Annotated in this window: 15 protein-coding genes; 9 read left to right on the forward strand and 6 right to left on the reverse strand. The window is 63.7% G+C overall.

Annotated features, from left to right (window positions below):
- Positions 1 to 237 precede the first annotated feature (237 nt).
- The 9 genes from PAQ31011_RS15190 to PAQ31011_RS15215 all read left to right on the forward strand — a co-directional run bounded on the left by PAQ31011_RS15190 (position 238) and on the right by PAQ31011_RS15215 (position 8429).
- Positions 238 to 1860, forward strand: a complete 1623-nt coding sequence (locus PAQ31011_RS15190; RefSeq protein WP_174990137.1) for a restriction endonuclease — start codon at positions 238 to 240, stop codon at positions 1858 to 1860.
- 110 nt (positions 1861 to 1970) lie between these two features.
- A complete protein-coding gene (locus PAQ31011_RS15195) occupies positions 1971 to 2486 on the forward strand; it encodes a YjjA family protein (protein ID WP_425495113.1) in 516 nt (171 codons plus the stop codon).
- Positions 2487 to 2651: 165 nt separating this feature from the next.
- Positions 2652 to 3296: an FMN-binding negative transcriptional regulator gene (locus PAQ31011_RS15200; protein WP_150576635.1), complete on the forward strand. Its 645-nt coding sequence runs from the start codon at positions 2652 to 2654 to the stop codon at positions 3294 to 3296.
- 139 nt (positions 3297 to 3435) lie between these two features.
- Complete coding sequence (locus PAQ31011_RS26420; protein ID WP_157122662.1) at positions 3436 to 3594, forward strand: hypothetical protein; 159 nt, start codon at positions 3436 to 3438, stop codon at positions 3592 to 3594.
- 51 nt (positions 3595 to 3645) lie between these two features.
- Positions 3646 to 4590, forward strand: coding sequence for a DNA/RNA non-specific endonuclease (locus tag PAQ31011_RS15205; protein ID WP_246179598.1), 945 nt, complete (start codon positions 3646 to 3648; stop codon positions 4588 to 4590).
- Between the two features lie 100 nt (positions 4591 to 4690).
- Positions 4691 to 4984, forward strand: a complete 294-nt coding sequence (locus PAQ31011_RS15210) for a hypothetical protein (RefSeq protein WP_150576636.1) — start codon at positions 4691 to 4693, stop codon at positions 4982 to 4984.
- Between the two features lie 1280 nt (positions 4985 to 6264).
- Positions 6265 to 6432, forward strand: coding sequence for a hypothetical protein (locus PAQ31011_RS26425; protein ID WP_157112269.1), 168 nt, complete (start codon positions 6265 to 6267; stop codon positions 6430 to 6432).
- 38 nt (positions 6433 to 6470) lie between these two features.
- The gene (locus PAQ31011_RS26430; RefSeq protein WP_174990138.1) at positions 6471 to 6788 is read left to right on the forward strand and encodes a hypothetical protein; all 318 of its coding nucleotides are present in this window, start codon (positions 6471 to 6473) and stop codon (positions 6786 to 6788) included.
- Positions 6789 to 6968: 180 nt separating this feature from the next.
- Complete coding sequence (locus PAQ31011_RS15215) at positions 6969 to 8429, forward strand: M20 family metallopeptidase (RefSeq protein ID WP_150576637.1); 1461 nt, start codon at positions 6969 to 6971, stop codon at positions 8427 to 8429.
- 75 nt (positions 8430 to 8504) lie between these two features.
- Here the strand turns inward: PAQ31011_RS15215 and PAQ31011_RS15220 are convergent, their stop codons facing one another.
- From PAQ31011_RS15220 to PAQ31011_RS15245, 6 genes are all read right to left on the reverse strand, one after another.
- Entirely contained in the window at positions 8505 to 9758 is a 1254-nt protein-coding gene (locus tag PAQ31011_RS15220) for an allantoate amidohydrolase (RefSeq protein WP_150576638.1), read from the reverse strand.
- A gap of 64 nt (positions 9759 to 9822) precedes the next feature.
- Positions 9823 to 10782, reverse strand: a complete 960-nt coding sequence (locus PAQ31011_RS15225) for a dihydroorotate dehydrogenase (protein ID WP_150576639.1) — start codon at positions 10780 to 10782, stop codon at positions 9823 to 9825.
- Positions 10775 to 11740 carry a dihydroorotate dehydrogenase electron transfer subunit gene (locus tag PAQ31011_RS15230; protein WP_150576640.1) on the reverse strand — a complete coding sequence of 322 codons (966 nt, stop codon included), beginning with the start codon at positions 11738 to 11740 and terminating at the stop codon, positions 10775 to 10777. The genes PAQ31011_RS15225 and PAQ31011_RS15230 overlap by 8 nt, the downstream gene beginning before the upstream one ends.
- Before the next feature lie 53 nt (positions 11741 to 11793).
- On the reverse strand, positions 11794 to 13062 hold the full coding sequence (locus PAQ31011_RS15235; protein WP_150576641.1) for an MFS transporter: 1269 nt from the start codon (positions 13060 to 13062) through the stop codon (positions 11794 to 11796).
- A gap of 103 nt (positions 13063 to 13165) precedes the next feature.
- Positions 13166 to 13489, reverse strand: a complete 324-nt coding sequence (locus PAQ31011_RS15240; protein WP_150576642.1) for a hypothetical protein — start codon at positions 13487 to 13489, stop codon at positions 13166 to 13168.
- 190 nt (positions 13490 to 13679) lie between these two features.
- The gene (locus PAQ31011_RS15245) at positions 13680 to 14777 is read right to left on the reverse strand and encodes a porin (RefSeq protein ID WP_425495109.1); all 1098 of its coding nucleotides are present in this window, start codon (positions 14775 to 14777) and stop codon (positions 13680 to 13682) included.
- Between the last annotated feature and the right edge of the window lie 85 nt (positions 14778 to 14862).

Here is a 14862-nt window from a genome sequence, read left to right on the forward strand (position 1 = left end):
GACATGCTCCGATCTCTTGAGAATCAAAGATTTTTTTGCGGCGAACCGGGGCAACGTCCTACAATCGTCCCCTACGTAATTGTCGGATATTGTCGGCGGCGGATGGCTTGGCCGCATGACGATAGCGGGAGAAAGACAGACCGTCCTGGCGCAGTTCGGCCACGGTCTGAGCACGGTCGAGGTATGGCAGTCAATTCGCTCGTCAAAACAAAATCAAAATTGCATGCGGGGGCAGTAGTGAATCGGGGATTCGAGAGCATCATCGATCGGCTGGCGCGCGAGTTCTGGCGCGCAGCACACACACGCGAGCAGCAGCACGCACAATCGCAGGCCCGCTCGCTGGCGGAAGTCCGTGCGCTGGATCAGGCGCAGCGCGCGTGGGAAGAGGCACCGGCGGCCGACCCGGTCGCGAGCGAACGCTTGCGTCTGGCATGGCGGCAGGCAGAAGCCGCCGCGCAGGGCGCACGCGCAAAGTTCGACGTGGCGCGACTGGAGCGCCTGCTCGCAGACGGTCTCACTCGTGACCTGCGCATTCCCCCGGCCGACCTGCGTGCGCGCAATACGCCGCCCGTGCTCGATACGCGACATTTGCCGAAGATTCTGGCGAAGCCCGAGTGGGAGACGTTCGCGCCTGAAAAGCCGGGTCGACTGGCGCTGGCGATGCCCGGCGCGTCCGGGCGCTATGAGCAGGCTGTCGCCAAGGCGCGCAGCGAGTTTGTCCACGCGGAGCGTGAATACGAAGCGTCGAAGATTCGCCGGACCCAAGGATCGATGATCCTTCAGATCGCGCAGCAAAAGGCGACGGAAGCCGCGCGCGCCGAGAGCACCCGTCACAACGCGGCCGTAGCCGATTTCGAAGGCGCGCTGCTGCGCGGCGAAGCCGCTGCCGTGACGGGGTACGCGCGCATCGTGCTCAGCCGCAGCCCGTATCCGGAAGCGTTCCAGCAAACACTCGCCGCACACTACGTCGAGAACCTCAAGCTGCTGGCCATCGGCTACGACGTGCCGACACTCGACGCTGCCGTGCCGACGGCAATCGACTATCACTACAACGCGGCGGAAGACACCGTGCAAGGCACACCTGCCGGTGATGCGATGCGCGCTCAGGTGTATGCCGGTGCGCTGCGACAGATCGTGCTGCGCTCGCTGCATGAGTTGTTTGCCGCCGACCCGTTGCGACACGTGGCGGCCGTTGTCTTCAACCTGTATGCCAACGACGGCGACGCGCGCATCTGTCTCGCGAGCGTGCATGTTGCGCGTGCCGATTTCGCGGCGCTTGTGCTGACCGAAGGCGATGCCGCCACGCATCTGGCGGCGCTGGGCGCGCGCGTGTCGGCGCGACCCGACGCACTGGAACCGGTCGCGCCGGTCGCCGGTGTCGACATGACCCAAGTCGTCACCGATGCCGACGTGGCCGTCGATCGCCGCTTCAATCTGATGACGCTCAGCGACAAGGACTTCACGCAGGTGATGTTCCATCTGCTGCGCTCGCATGGTTTCGAGGGGCCGCCGCTGGTGCCTGGCGAGCAGGAGGGCATGCTGACGTGCCGCGCATGGGATCCGCATCCGATCTTCGGTGGCGACGTCGTCGTGCACATCTTCCGCGAGATGGATCGCACCGCGCGGCTGGAGCTGACGGCGGCGCGCGCGATGCTCTCCGAGATGCAACAGATCGGTGCTGCTCGCGGCATGCTGATCACGACCGGCGAGTTCGACGACGGCGTCGAGGAGTTCGCGCGCGACCGCCGCATCGAACTGCTCTCCGGACATCATCTCGTCTTCCTGCTCAAGGAAAATGCCGGTGTCGACGCCAGTGTCGTCGTGCCGGAAACCGTGGATACGACTGCGGCGCTGTTCTGAGGCGCGTGCGGGGCGTGCGAAAGACCGTGGGAGATGGCCTGCTATAGTGGCTCGGTGGCTCGACCTGACCCCACGTCATTCACATCCCGGAGGATCGTATGTCCCGACGCATGGAATGCAAGGCAAGCCCCGTAACGACAGCGGGCCTGAAACGATGGGCCGGTGCCGCCGCCGCGAGCGCCGCACTGGTGATGGCAGCCGGCATGCCGTTCGCGGCGCATGCGCAAATCGGCAATCTCATGGACGCCGTTGGCGGCGGGAACTCGGGCGGTGGCAACACCGGCGGTCTGGCGGGCAGCCTCGGCGGCCTGGCGTCGGGCGGGGCCGGGTCGCTCACATCGAGCAGCATCGGCAACGCGACCGGTGTCCTCCAGTTCTGCATCAAGAACAATTATCTCGGCGGCGCGAATCTCAATTCGGCGACGGACGTGAAGGACAAGCTGCTCGGCAAGATCGGCACGCAGTCCGGCTCGCCGGCCGCCAGCCCAGGCTATCTCGACGGCGCGAAGGGGCTGCTGTCGTCACCCGACGGCAAGACCGTCGATCTGAACGGCGGCGGCCTCAAGGAACAACTCACCCGCAAGGTCTGCGACAAGGTACTCGATCAGGCCAAGTCGTTCCTTTGACCGTTCCGCTGAGCGCGCGGAATTAATGCCTGACGGGCGGCGAGTGCGCCCGTCAGGCCGTCTCGTGGCATCAAAAAAATCATCGATATTGGGTCTTGGCCCAGAGCCACGCGCGGACGTACGCTAAGCGTTATTCCAACCCCACCGCCAAGTCCGGAGTCATCGATGTATCAGCCCGCCGCCTTCACCGAAGATCGCCCCGACGTCCTGCACGATCTCATCCGCACGCATCCGCTCGGGCTGCTCGTGAGCGCTGGCGCGCAGGGGCTGATCGCCGATTCGATTCCGTTTCTGATGTACGCCGACGAGGGCGAGTTCGGGACACTGCGCGGGCATCTTGCGCGCGCCAATCCGCACGGACCGGCATTGCGCGACGTGGACGATTGCCTGGTCGCGTTCACGGGGCCGCAGGGCTACATCACCCCCTCGTGGTACGCCGCCAAGGCCGAGCACGGCAAGGTCGTGCCCACGTGGAACTACGCGGCCGTACACGTGTGGGGCAAGCCGCGCGTGATCGACGACGCTGCGTGGCTGCGGCGTCTTGTCGGTGACCTGACGAACTCGCAGGAGCTGCGGCTTCGCGCACCGTGGGCGGTCGAGGATGCTCCGGAAGACTTCATCGACGGCATGCTGCGCGCCATCGTCGGTGTGGAGATTCCGATTCGTCGCATCGAAGGCAAATTCAAGATGTCGCAAAACCGCGCGATGCCCGATCGCGTCGGCGTGGTGAACGGTCTGCGTGAACTGGGGCCGGACAGCGAGGCGTTGGCGGCGCTCGTCGCACAGCGCGGCGACGTGCCTGACGCCTGATCGAGTGTACCCGGCGGCGCGCCCGCGCTGCCTACGTCCAAAACGCGTCGGTAACGAAACGAAACAATTCAGCACGTCGGGGATAGGTTTTCTGCAGACATCCCCGCATACAATGCGGCAACCCAACCCGGATGCCGCAATGAAGACGCTGCTTCTCATGCTCGCGTTGATGCTCTGCCTGCTTTTCCTCGAGCAGGCGTGGATGCCGAGCGCGCAGGCGGACGAGTGTGACAACCTCGGCCCCGCCCAGACATTGCAATGCGCCGCTTACGGCGCGGGGAGCGTCGTCCCCGAATAGCCGTTCATCCGCTACAATCGCACCCCCTTACGTCTTCCCCAAAGCAGTGCGATGAAGCAGTCTCGATGGACGGTCACCGCAGTGCGCGCAAGCCGCTTGCGCGCGATGGCCGGGCAGTTGGCAATCTCTCTTTCCCTTTCGTCCCTTTCGTCGGTACTCGCCGTCGCGGCGGTCGTAGCGTTTCCGAACGCGGCTGATGCTGCGGCCTCGGCTTGTGGCGATCACTACTGGTCAGGTACAGCCCCCGACATCACCAATAGCGCCATGACGCGTGCCGCACGCGAGGTGTGCTTCAGCGCGTTCGGCGTGATGCACTCGGGTGTGACGCGCACGCCGCTCTGGTCCGCCGAACATCTCACGCGCGCCGGGCTGAGCGACGCGCGCCAGATCTCGCGCGTGAACAACTTCCACGCCGAGTCGCAATTGCCACCGGGTGAACGTGCGGAGTTGCGCGATTACGTGCGCTCCGGCTACGACCGTGGGCACATGGCACCTTCGGCCGACATGCCCGATCCGCAGGCCCAGTCCGAAAGTTTTTCGCTGTCGAACATGGTGCCGCAGAACAGCGAGAACAATCGCTACCTGTGGGCGGGCATCGAGTCGAGCGTGCGCAAACTCGCGCAGGACCGGGGCGAGCTGTTCGTCATTACCGGACCGCTCTTCAAGGGCAAGACGATCACGCAGGTGGGCGACCGGGTGATGGTGCCCACGCAGCTCTTCAAGGTCGTCTACGACCCGAAGCGCAAGCAGGCGGGCGCGTATCTGGTGGCGAACGAGGCGACGGGCGACTATTCGGTCGTGAGCGTGGCCGAACTCGAAAAGCTCGCCGGTATCGACTTCTTCCCCGACATGCCCGCAAGCATCAAAAGCACGGCGATGTCGTTGCCCAAGCCCAAGGCGGCGGGTGGCGGCAGCAAGCGAAAACGTGAGCAGGACGTGCCGACGTACCGCGAAGTGCAGACGGTGCTCGACTTCTTGCGTACGATCATCCGTTAAGCTCACTGGCAACATCTGGGATATCCCCGGATGTTGCCGCACGCTGATCGTCGACCGCTGACCGGTTTTGCGACTGATTTCCCCCGATTCAGGAGTCCTCATGACGTCATCGTCTTCCGCCAATGACCGTTTCTCGCCGTTCGCCAACGATGCCGATGCCCTCTCGCTCGGCGAGCTGAACGTTGAAAACCATACGGATCACGTGGTGATCTTCGGCAATCTGGAGTTGCGCCGCGACGCCGAAGGATTGCGTCACGCAAAGGTGCTTAAAGCGGTGCTGGACGCTGTGGTGAACGAGCTTTCCGACGCGGACTTGCCCGATCATGTGGAAACGGCGGCCGAAACGCCGGCCGGGACGACCGCGAAACAAGTCAAAAACCCGTTTGAATCTTGACGGCGATCTTGACGGTGATAGTGACGGAAGCAGGGGGAAGTCGCACGCAGCGCAGATCGCTTCCCCCGGATTTACCCCAGATTTGTCGTTTATTTAAAAAATCGATGTTGCGCCGCACGAAACGCGGTACGCGACGCCTTTTCCCCAATGGGCCATGTGTCGCTAAGGCCCTGATTGCCCGAGTGCAGCCTGCGACACGCTCACGTGTGTCGCAGCCACAAAATCGGTGCATTCCACGGTTCATGCGGGTTGCGCGACAACTTGTCGCACCTGCGACATTCTGTCGCATTGACACGTTCCGCCAAAAATCTCGAATCACGTCATGGTGACGGTATTGGGTGTCGCACTTTCCCGTCTCGAAAACCATACGAATCAATCGTTTGGCTTGCGGCGACGCAGCACGGATGAGGGGTTTACCGTTCGCAGACAAAGCGCATACTAGCCCTGCGTCTCGTCGATTCCGATAGCGAGAATCGATGACCGGCAAGGCTACGAGCACTAAACAACGCGAGGTAACTTATGCACATCCGTTGGAAAAAAGTGTATTCGAGTGGGTGGGGAACGATTCATCACGATGCACCCCGTTCCCATCGCAGCGCCAGTGAGCGCGAGCAACTCTTTCAACGCCTGTTGGCAATCGCGATCGCCTGTAGTGTCGGCGGATTCGTGCTGTTGTCAGTAGGGGCGGCCTTCCTGGGACGCTAAAGTCACATACCCCTTCCTTTTCGTGCGCGGCGCCGCCTCCGGCGGATCGCCGCGCTACGTTGCCTTTAACCGTCCTGACTGACGGGCTTCCGGGTTTCTCCACCATTGCCGCGGCGCTTTAGCGCTTGCCGCTACGTTTTGACTCGCACCTTCAATCGCCCGATTCGAACGGCCGCTTGCCCCGTCATTGAAACGTTTTGTTACAAGCGTGCGGTGTCTGCGTAAAAGCCGTTCCGGCACAATTCTCCAAAGTCTTCGCAATTCACCGTTAAAACGGTTGGGTGAGATACGATAAAGCACGCCCAAGATCGCTTTGGACGTTGATAACCATCGTCGATAACGTGGTCTCTCATGGCTTTGGCGTCGCATTCTGCGAGTTCACGCTATTGCAATTCCTAAAGAATAGTGCGATCTTGAGGCGACGGCGCGGTGTCGGAATTTCAGGAAGATTCCACGGTATTTCATGCTATGGAATGTGCCCGGATTTATCCGAATTGTCTTGCGCCTCAAAACTTTCGATAAAGAAGAAAAGAACAAGCAGTGCGGGCCGGTTTGATCGATTTGTGAGGTGCGCCATGGAAATTCGCTGGGAAAAGCTGTACTCGGGCGGATTGGGTCGTTTCTACGACACGTCGGAATCCAGCCGTCGCCGTGCGCGGCGTGCGCAGCTGGCATGGTTCGGCGTGGTCATCTCCATTGGTGTCGCCATCGGCGCCATCGCCATTGCATGGCGCTGGATCTGATGTCGGCCCACGGAAAGCGGCACTCGGGGATTTCAGGCTTGCTGGTGCTTCTCGCCTTTACGGCGAGCGGCACGTTGCACGCGCAAACACCTGCAATGCCCACGGAGCCGCTCGACAACAGCGGTCAGCCGTGCGGCACAATTCGCGCACTGCCTGCCAACGTCACCGACTATCGCTATGAAGTCACGAATCGCTGCGAGCGTCAGGTGACCTATTACTGGCGTTGCAGCGCGGCCGATACCGAGCATTCGGTCGACGTGCCGGGCCGAGGCCTGCAAACGGTCACGTGCGTGAAAGCGAGCGGGGCGGCGGGCGAGATCGTGTTCCGCTTCGGGCCGCCGGGCGCGGGTAACTGATTGGCGTGAACTTCGGCCACCGAAGCGGCGCGGAATGGCTATCATGACGCCATACGGCCAGCGCGCGCCCGACTGATTTCCGATTGTCTCGAATCCACGGCGCAGGATCTGGCTGCACTGACGGGCCACCCGCCTGGCGAGGCGCGTCACTGACACACGACATCCCCCAAGGACTCCCCCATGAACGACATCGGCACCCCGACTCAGCCGTCGCTCGACACGGCCGCATTGCGTGAATTCGTCGAGCGCAAGTGGAACGACGAAATCCTGCATGCGCTCACCGACTACATTGCAGTCCCGGCCAAGAGCCCGGGCTTCGACGCCGACTGGGCGCGCAACGGCTACATCGACCGCGTGGTGCGCGATGCCGCGCAGTGGGCCGAACGTCAGCCGGTCAAGGGCCTCAAGCTCGAAGTGATTCGTCTGGAAGGCCGCACGCCGGTGATCTTCTTCGAAGTGCCCGCCACGCGTTCGGGCAGTACCGACACCATCGTGCTTTACGGCCACCTTGATAAGCAGCCTGAGTTCGACGGCTGGCGCAAAGACCTCGGGCCGTGGACACCCAAGTTCGAAGACGGCAAGCTCTACGGCCGTGGCGGTGCGGACGACGGCTATGCCATCTATTCCAGCGTGACGGCACTCGCAGCGCTCGACGCACAGGGCGTGGAGCGTCCGCGCTGCGTCGGTCTCATCGAGACCTGCGAAGAGTCGGGCAGCTACGATTTGCTGCCGTATGTCGACGCGCTGCGCGACCGTCTCGGCCGCGTGAGTCTCGTCGTCTGTCTGGATTCCGGCGCAGGCAATTACGATCAGCTGTGGCTCACGACGTCGCTGCGCGGCCTGATCTCCGGCAGTCTCGAAGTGCAGGTGCTCGACGAGGGCATCCACTCAGGCGGCTACGGCGGCATTGCGCCGTCGAGCTTCCGCATCATGCGTCAGCTGTTCGAACGGCTTGAAGATGCGGGTAGCGGCAACGTGCTGCCGAAGGGCTTTCACAGCCCGATTCCGCTGCAACGACTGAAAGAAGCCGAGGCCACCGCACACATTCTCGGCGATGACGTCTGGAAGAAGATGCCGTGGGCCTGCGGTCAGGACGGCCTCTCCGTGCTGCCGACCACGACCGATCCCAAGGAAGCGCTGCTCAATTCGACGTGGCGTCCGTCGTTGTCGGTGACGGGCGCGGCCGGGCTGCCTGCGCTGGCCGACGCCGGTAACGTGCTGCGTCCGCGCACGGCCTTCAAGCTGTCGCTGCGCCTGCCCCCCCTCATCGATGCCGCGCAGGCGGTGCAAGAGCTCAAGGCGCTGCTCGAAGTCGACCCGCCGTACAACGCGAAGGTGACGTTCAAGTCCGATGCGGGTGCGGCCTCCGGCTGGAACGCGCCCGACGTCGCACCGTGGCTCACGTCGGCGCTGAACACGGCGTCGCAACGCCACTACGGCGCGGACGTCGCCTACATCGGTCAGGGCGGCACGATCCCGCTGATGAACACGCTGCAAGCGGGTTTCCCGACGGCGCAGTTCATGGTGTGCGGCGTACTTGGGCCGAAGTCCAACGCGCACGGGCCGAACGAGTTCCTGCACGTGCCGTACGCGAAGAAGCTGACGGCTGCCGTGGCCGAGGTGATTGCGCTGGCGCCGTAAGCCGTCTACGTAGTTCGCTTGCAAAGCAAAACGGGTCGCATCGAGCGACCCGTTTTTTATGGATGTGACGCGTTGTCAGATCCGGTGTGTTGCTGCCTCCATCACCTGCACGCCGCGCATGAAGTCATCGAGTTCCATACTCTCGGCCGGATTGTGCGAACCGTTGGCGTTGCGCACGAACACCATGCCGCTCGGAATGCCCGCGTTGGCGAAGATAGCGGCGTCGTGACCGGCACCGCTCGGCACGCGCTCTTGCGGCAGATCGAACGTTCGGCAGGCGTCTTCGAGCAGCGAGGACACGTGCTTGTCCATGACGGCCGGTGCCGACGCCAGCCGCCGGTCGAAGACAAACTTCACGCCCCGGTCGCGTTCGATGGCGCGGCATTCGGTGCGCATCAGCTCATAGAAGACGTCGAGCGTATCGAGGCTCTGGCTGCGCACTTCCAGACTGAAATCGACCTTGCCCGGGATGCGCGAGATCGCGTGCTCGGCGGGATCGGTGCCGACGATCCCGGTCGTGACCACCATGTCGATACCGCGCTCGAGCAGCGCACGCCAGTGCTCGTCGAGCCGCGTGATGAGGTCGGCCACAGCAAACATCGCGTCGTGACGCAGCCAGCGCGGCACCGCGCCTGAGTGTCCGGCTTCGCCGATACACGTCACGCGGTTGTGACGCACGTTGCCGCGAATGCCCGGCACGATCGCCACCGGCATGTTGCGCGCAATCATCACCGGACCTTGTTCGATGTGAAGCTCAAGCCATGCCTTCGCGCGTGACGCGTCGAAGAGCATCTCGCCTTCGCGAATGGCATCGACGTCCGCACCGGCCTGCGCCATGCACTCGCCAAGCGACCGGCCGTGGCTGCGATGCGGCATGGCGAGATCGGCGTCGGTCAGTTTGCCGAACAACGCGCTCGATCCCATGTAGGCGCGGCCGAACCAGGCGCTTTCTTCGCCGCGCAGGGCGAGTACGCGCACCGGGGTGGCGGTGTGACGCTGGCTGCGCCGTTGCTCGACGAGGCACAGCAGCCCGGCGACGATACCGGCCAGACCGTCGTAGTTGCCGCCTTGCGGGACGGAGTCGAGGTGCGAGCCGATCCACGTGGCCGGGGTGTTGCCGTCGTCCTCCGGCAATGCGAAGACGAGATTGGCGGCGCGGTCGCGTGTGACGGTCAGGCCCTGATGGCCGGCCCATTCCGTCAGATACGAAGCAGCGGCGTTCTCGCCGTCGCCATAGCTGTCGCGGGTGATGCCGACGCCGTCGTTACCGAGACGGCGCAGGTCGGTGAAAAGTTGCTCGGCCAGCGGGGCCAGCGCGTTCAGTTCCATGAGTGTGCTTCTTTTCGCTTGATGCAATGCGAGGGGGCTAGGGGGCTAAGCGTTGCGGGATGAATCAGCCGGACTGCTGTGCAAAGCGCAGCCAGCGGTCGGATAGTTGTGCGTCGAGCGCGACAGCACCGGTGAGCGTTGCGATGCGCTCGACGTCGTTCGCGTCGCAATACGCGGCGAGCCCGTCGACGATGCGCACCATGACCGCCGGATCGCGGAACGACGCCGTGCCGACCTGCACCGCCGTGGCCCCGGCAAGCATGAATTCCACGGCGTCGTCCGCCGTCTCGATGCCGCCACAGCCAATGATCGGGATGCGTACCGCGCGGTGGCACTGATGCACGAGTCGCACAGCGAGCGGTTTGATCGCCGGGCCGGAGAGGCCGCCCATCACGTTGCCGAGCTTCGGCTTGCGTGTGCGCACGTCGATAGCCATGCCAAGGACTGTGTTGCCCATGACGATGGCATCGGCGCCGGCGTCTTCGGCGGCGCGCGCAATCAGCGCGATCTGACCGGCGTTCGGTGTGAGCTTCACCCACAGCGGGTGCGACGTGCGACGCCGGATCGCGCTCACGGCTTTGTACGTGCTCTCGGCCTGCATCGCGAAGGCCATGCCGTCTGCTTCGAGATTCGGGCAGGAAATGTTGGCTTCGATGGCCGCGACTTCCGGCAGTGACAGCGTCTCGCAGGCTTCGCCGAACGACTCGGCCGTGTCTGCCGACACCGAGACCACGACCGGCGTATCGAAGCGCGCATCGGTGGTGTAGGCGGGCAACACGTCGCGTCGGTACGCTTCGAGTCCCTTGCTCGGAATGCCGATGGAATTGAGCATGCCGCTGGCGGTCTCGGCCACGCGCGGCGTCGGATTGCCTGCCCGCGCATCGGGCGACACGCTCTTGACGACCAGCGCACCAAGACGATTCAGATCGAGCGCTTCGGCATACTCGATGGCGAAGCAGCCCGACGCGGGCATCACCGGATTGCGCAGCGTGAGCGAACCGATACGAACGGAAAGATCAGCCAAAATCCACCTCCCCGACCACGTCGCGAATGGCAAACACGGGGCCTTCGCGGCACACGCGCAGGAATTGCTTGTCGCCGTCGCAATCGAACAGGCGCACGCACGACAGGCACACGCCCATGCCGCAGGCCATGCGTTGCTCCATCGCGACTTCGCCCGTGATCTCCGGATGCCCAGCCAAAACCCGCTGAAGCAGCATCAGCAGACGATGCGAGCCGCAGGTGTACACCGCGTCGTGCGGCGCTGCGGCGAGCAGGGTGCGGATGCGTGGCTCAAGCGCTTCGACGGCCGACGAGCCGTCGCTGTCGAAGACGCAATGCACGTCGGCCAGTGCGCGCGCTTCGGGCGAGCGCAGGAATTCGTCGCGCATCAGATCGGCTTCACTGCGCGCCGACATGACGACCGTCAGTCGCAGACCTGCAGCTGCGGCACGTTGCACCAGCGGGGCCATCGTCGCCAGACCGACGCCACGCGCGACGACCATCACGCGTTGCCAACTCGTGTCGAGCGTAAAGGTGTTGCCGAGCGGGCCGACGATGTCGAGCGATGCGCCCCCGGTGAGCGTGGCGAGCGCGCGGGTGCCGACGCCGGTCACGTTGTACAGAAACTCGATGGTGTCCGGCTCGGGGCCGGTGCCGTAGACGCTCATCGGACGCAGCAGGAACGGCGCTTCGTTCTCCGTCACCGGACACTTCAACTGATAGAACTGCCCGGGGCGCGTGGTGAGCGCGACGGGGGCATCCGCCTGCAAGCGCAGATAACGATAGCGCGCGTTGACGGCGTGATGCGTGAGCACCTGACAACGATGCGTGGCGACAATGTGTCCGGCGGATGATGCGCACGTCGCAGCGTCTGGCTGCGCTTCGTGTGCTTCATGCGCATCGTGCGAAGGGCACGTCGGCGAGTGCACCCGCGCCAATGGGCGGGTGACGTTGTTGGGCGTCAGAGAGACGACGGACATGGATGGGGGCTCCGGATAGTGGGGACGAAGGCTTGCCGAGTACGAGGCGTGCGTTATTCGAGTTCGGTGCCTTTGAGTTCGGGAATCAGGAAGCGCGTGGCGATCATGTCGAGCACGTACAGGCTCGCGAGCAGCGCGATAGCGATCTGGAAGGAGTAGCGTGCGGCAAGCGCACCGACCACGAGCGGGCCGAGGCCGCCGATGGCGCGTCCGATGTTCCACAGCACGTTCTGTGCGGTCGCGCGCGCTGCCGTGGGATACGCCTCGGACATCAGCGTGCCGTAGCCACCGACCATCCCGTTGACGAACATCCCCATGAACGCGCCGGCGAAGAGCATCACGCCCGGATCGGTCAGTTGCGAGTAGACGATCACCATGACCACCGCACCTGCCTGATACAGCAGGAACGTGGGACGGCGTCCGATACGGTCGGCCAGTTGCCCGAAGGCCCACACGCCGAACATCATGCCGATCACCGTCGCCGCGGTCCAAAGGCCCGACTTCGTCAGCGAGAAGCCGAGCTTTTGCGAGAGGAACGTCGGCAGCCAGATCATGATGCCGTAGTAGCCGAAGTTCTGAACCGAACACAGAATGACGATGCCGAGGCTCACGCGCGTGGTGCGGGCATCCTTCACGAGCAGACGAAACGCATTCGAGCTGCCGTGCTTTGGCGTCTTGTCCGTGCGGCGCACGAACACTTCCGGCTCATGCAGCTTGTTGCGCAACACCCATGCGACGAGCGCGGGCAGCACGCCCACGAGGAACATGCCGCGCCAGCCGATGTACATCAGCAACAGCGGCGTGAGCAGCGCCGCTGCCAGCACGCCCGTCTGCCAGCCGAGTGCGACGTAAGACGACACGCGCGCACGCTTGGACGCGGGCCACGCCTCTGCCGCGAGTGCCATGCCGATACCGAACTCGCCACCGAGGCCGATGCCTGCAATCGTGCGATAGACCAGCAAGTCCCAGAACCCCTGCGCCAGCGCACACAGGCCGGTGAAGACCGCGAACAACAGAATCGTCCACGTCAGCATGCGCACACGGCCGTAACGGTCCGAGAGCGCGCCGAACAGAATGCCGCCGGCCACCGCGCCGATCAGTGTCCACGTGACGAGTGCGCCGGCTTGCCCCGCCGTGAGGTGCAGTCCGATCGTGATCGCCGGCAGCATGAAGCCGAGAATCAGCAGATCGAAGCCGTCCATTGCATAGCCGATGGCAGAGCCCGCAAGCGCCTTCCATGCGTAGGGGGTGACGGTGTCGTCACCGGCGTTGGGTGAGGCGCTCGCGTGTTGTCTACGCGATGAATTCAGGTTGGCTTCCATGATCGGTTCCCGTGGGAGGCAAATGCTGTGGCGATTGATTGGGTTGTCGCACTCGCCAATTTGTCTATATTTTTAGACGATCAGGTGAAAAAAACGCGTGAGATCACGCGTAGACCTCAGTCGTCAACTGGGCCGCGAACTGGTTGAGCGTAGCGAGAAAGCTGGCGTCGGAAGTGGCGGCAGCGTCGCGCAACATCGTCGCGTACGTTTTACTGCGGGTCAGAAAAGCGTGGAACGTTTCACCGTTGGTGGCAATTCCAGACTGTCTTTCTGCGAAAGCCTGGGCGGCCTGTGCAAGCAACAGCAACGCGGCAGATTCGCGCGTGGCGGTGCGCGATGCATTCAGGCAGCGTGCCGCGAAATCTTCGATGTCGGACAGACCGACCGTGTCGCGCTGTAACCAGGCGCATGCGAGTTGCAGATCCATCGTGCTCTCCATCTGTCTAAATATTTAGACTAATCGAACATCACAGGGCAGGCAAGACGAAAATAATCGGGGCTAACCCTGATGTGCGGGGATGTTCAGCGACGGCGGGCGAGGCGGTTGTGCGCCCGCTGGGGAGGGGCGGCACTGACGAGCGGGGGCTCGTCAGTGCCGACAGTTTCGCCGCGTCGCCTTAGAAGCGCACGCGCATGCCTGCGCCGTACGTTTGGCCCGTCGACATATCGCTCATGTGGTCGTACTTGTATGCGACGTAGACGTCGGTCCGCTTGGACAGCGGGTAGTCGTAGCCGAGCGCCCACGTGGTGCGACGCTGGTTGTCGCCCGACCCGTTGGAGCCGGTGTAGGCCACCGACGCCAGCACGCTGCCCAGACCGAGCGGCACCGATGCGCCGAGCTGACCCGTGTTCGCATGGAAGTTGCCGCTGGCGGCCTGACTCGCGACGAGCATGTACTGCGCGAAGAACTTCACCACAGCCAGGTCGTACGAGAGGCCGACCTGCACCGTGTTCTGATTCGTCAGCCCGGTCACGCCCGGCAGTTGCGCGCCGAAGTCACCCGGCGTGGCGCTGAAATTCACGTACTGATAGTTCACGGCGGCGGCGAACGGGCCGTTGGCGTACGTGAGCGCAGCGGCCCACTTCTTCGCGCTGTGGTCCGTGGCGCTGTTGCCGGTGGCGTAGAGCAACGTGCCCGCCAGTCCTGCGTAGGACGGCGTGGTGTACGCCACCGCGTTGTTCCAGGCCGAGTCACCCACCACGCCCTGCGTTCCCAGACCCTTGTAGGTGTGGAAGATCATCGGCGAGAAGGTGTACGAGTTGTTGAACGGGTTGAACTGGATCGTTGCCAGGTACATCGGCGTGGTGATGCGCCCGAGACGGAAAGTGCCCAGTCGCGTGTTGGACAGCCCGACGTACGCGTTGCGCGAGAAGAAGCTGTCGCCCGCGAAACGGCCGTAGGTGCCGTTGTTCGGCTGGAAATAGCTCTCCAGCACGAACAGCGCGCTATTGCCACCGCCCAGGTCTTCCGTGCCCGACAAGCCCCAGTACGACGTGGTCATGCCGCCGCCTTGCTGCACGGCAGCCGCGTTGCCGCCGGGGTTCTTCACCGAGCCGACGTAGGCATCGGCCAGGCCGTAGAAGCTCACGCTCGATTGCGCATGGGCCGTGCTCGCGAGTGTTGTGGCACCCAACGCGACCGATCCCAACGCCACGGCGCGGGCCATGCGCGCCGCGCGAGTCGTCCCAAACACCTTTTGCCAGGTCTTCATCATTCCCTCTTTGTTTGTATAAATTTCTGGACGGCGCGCAGGCTATCACCGCCAGCGCGTTGGGTCATCCCCGGAAAGCTGTCAGGCC

The organism is Pandoraea aquatica (genome assembly GCF_902459565.1).
GTDB classification, from domain to species: domain Bacteria; phylum Pseudomonadota; class Gammaproteobacteria; order Burkholderiales; family Burkholderiaceae; genus Pandoraea; species Pandoraea aquatica.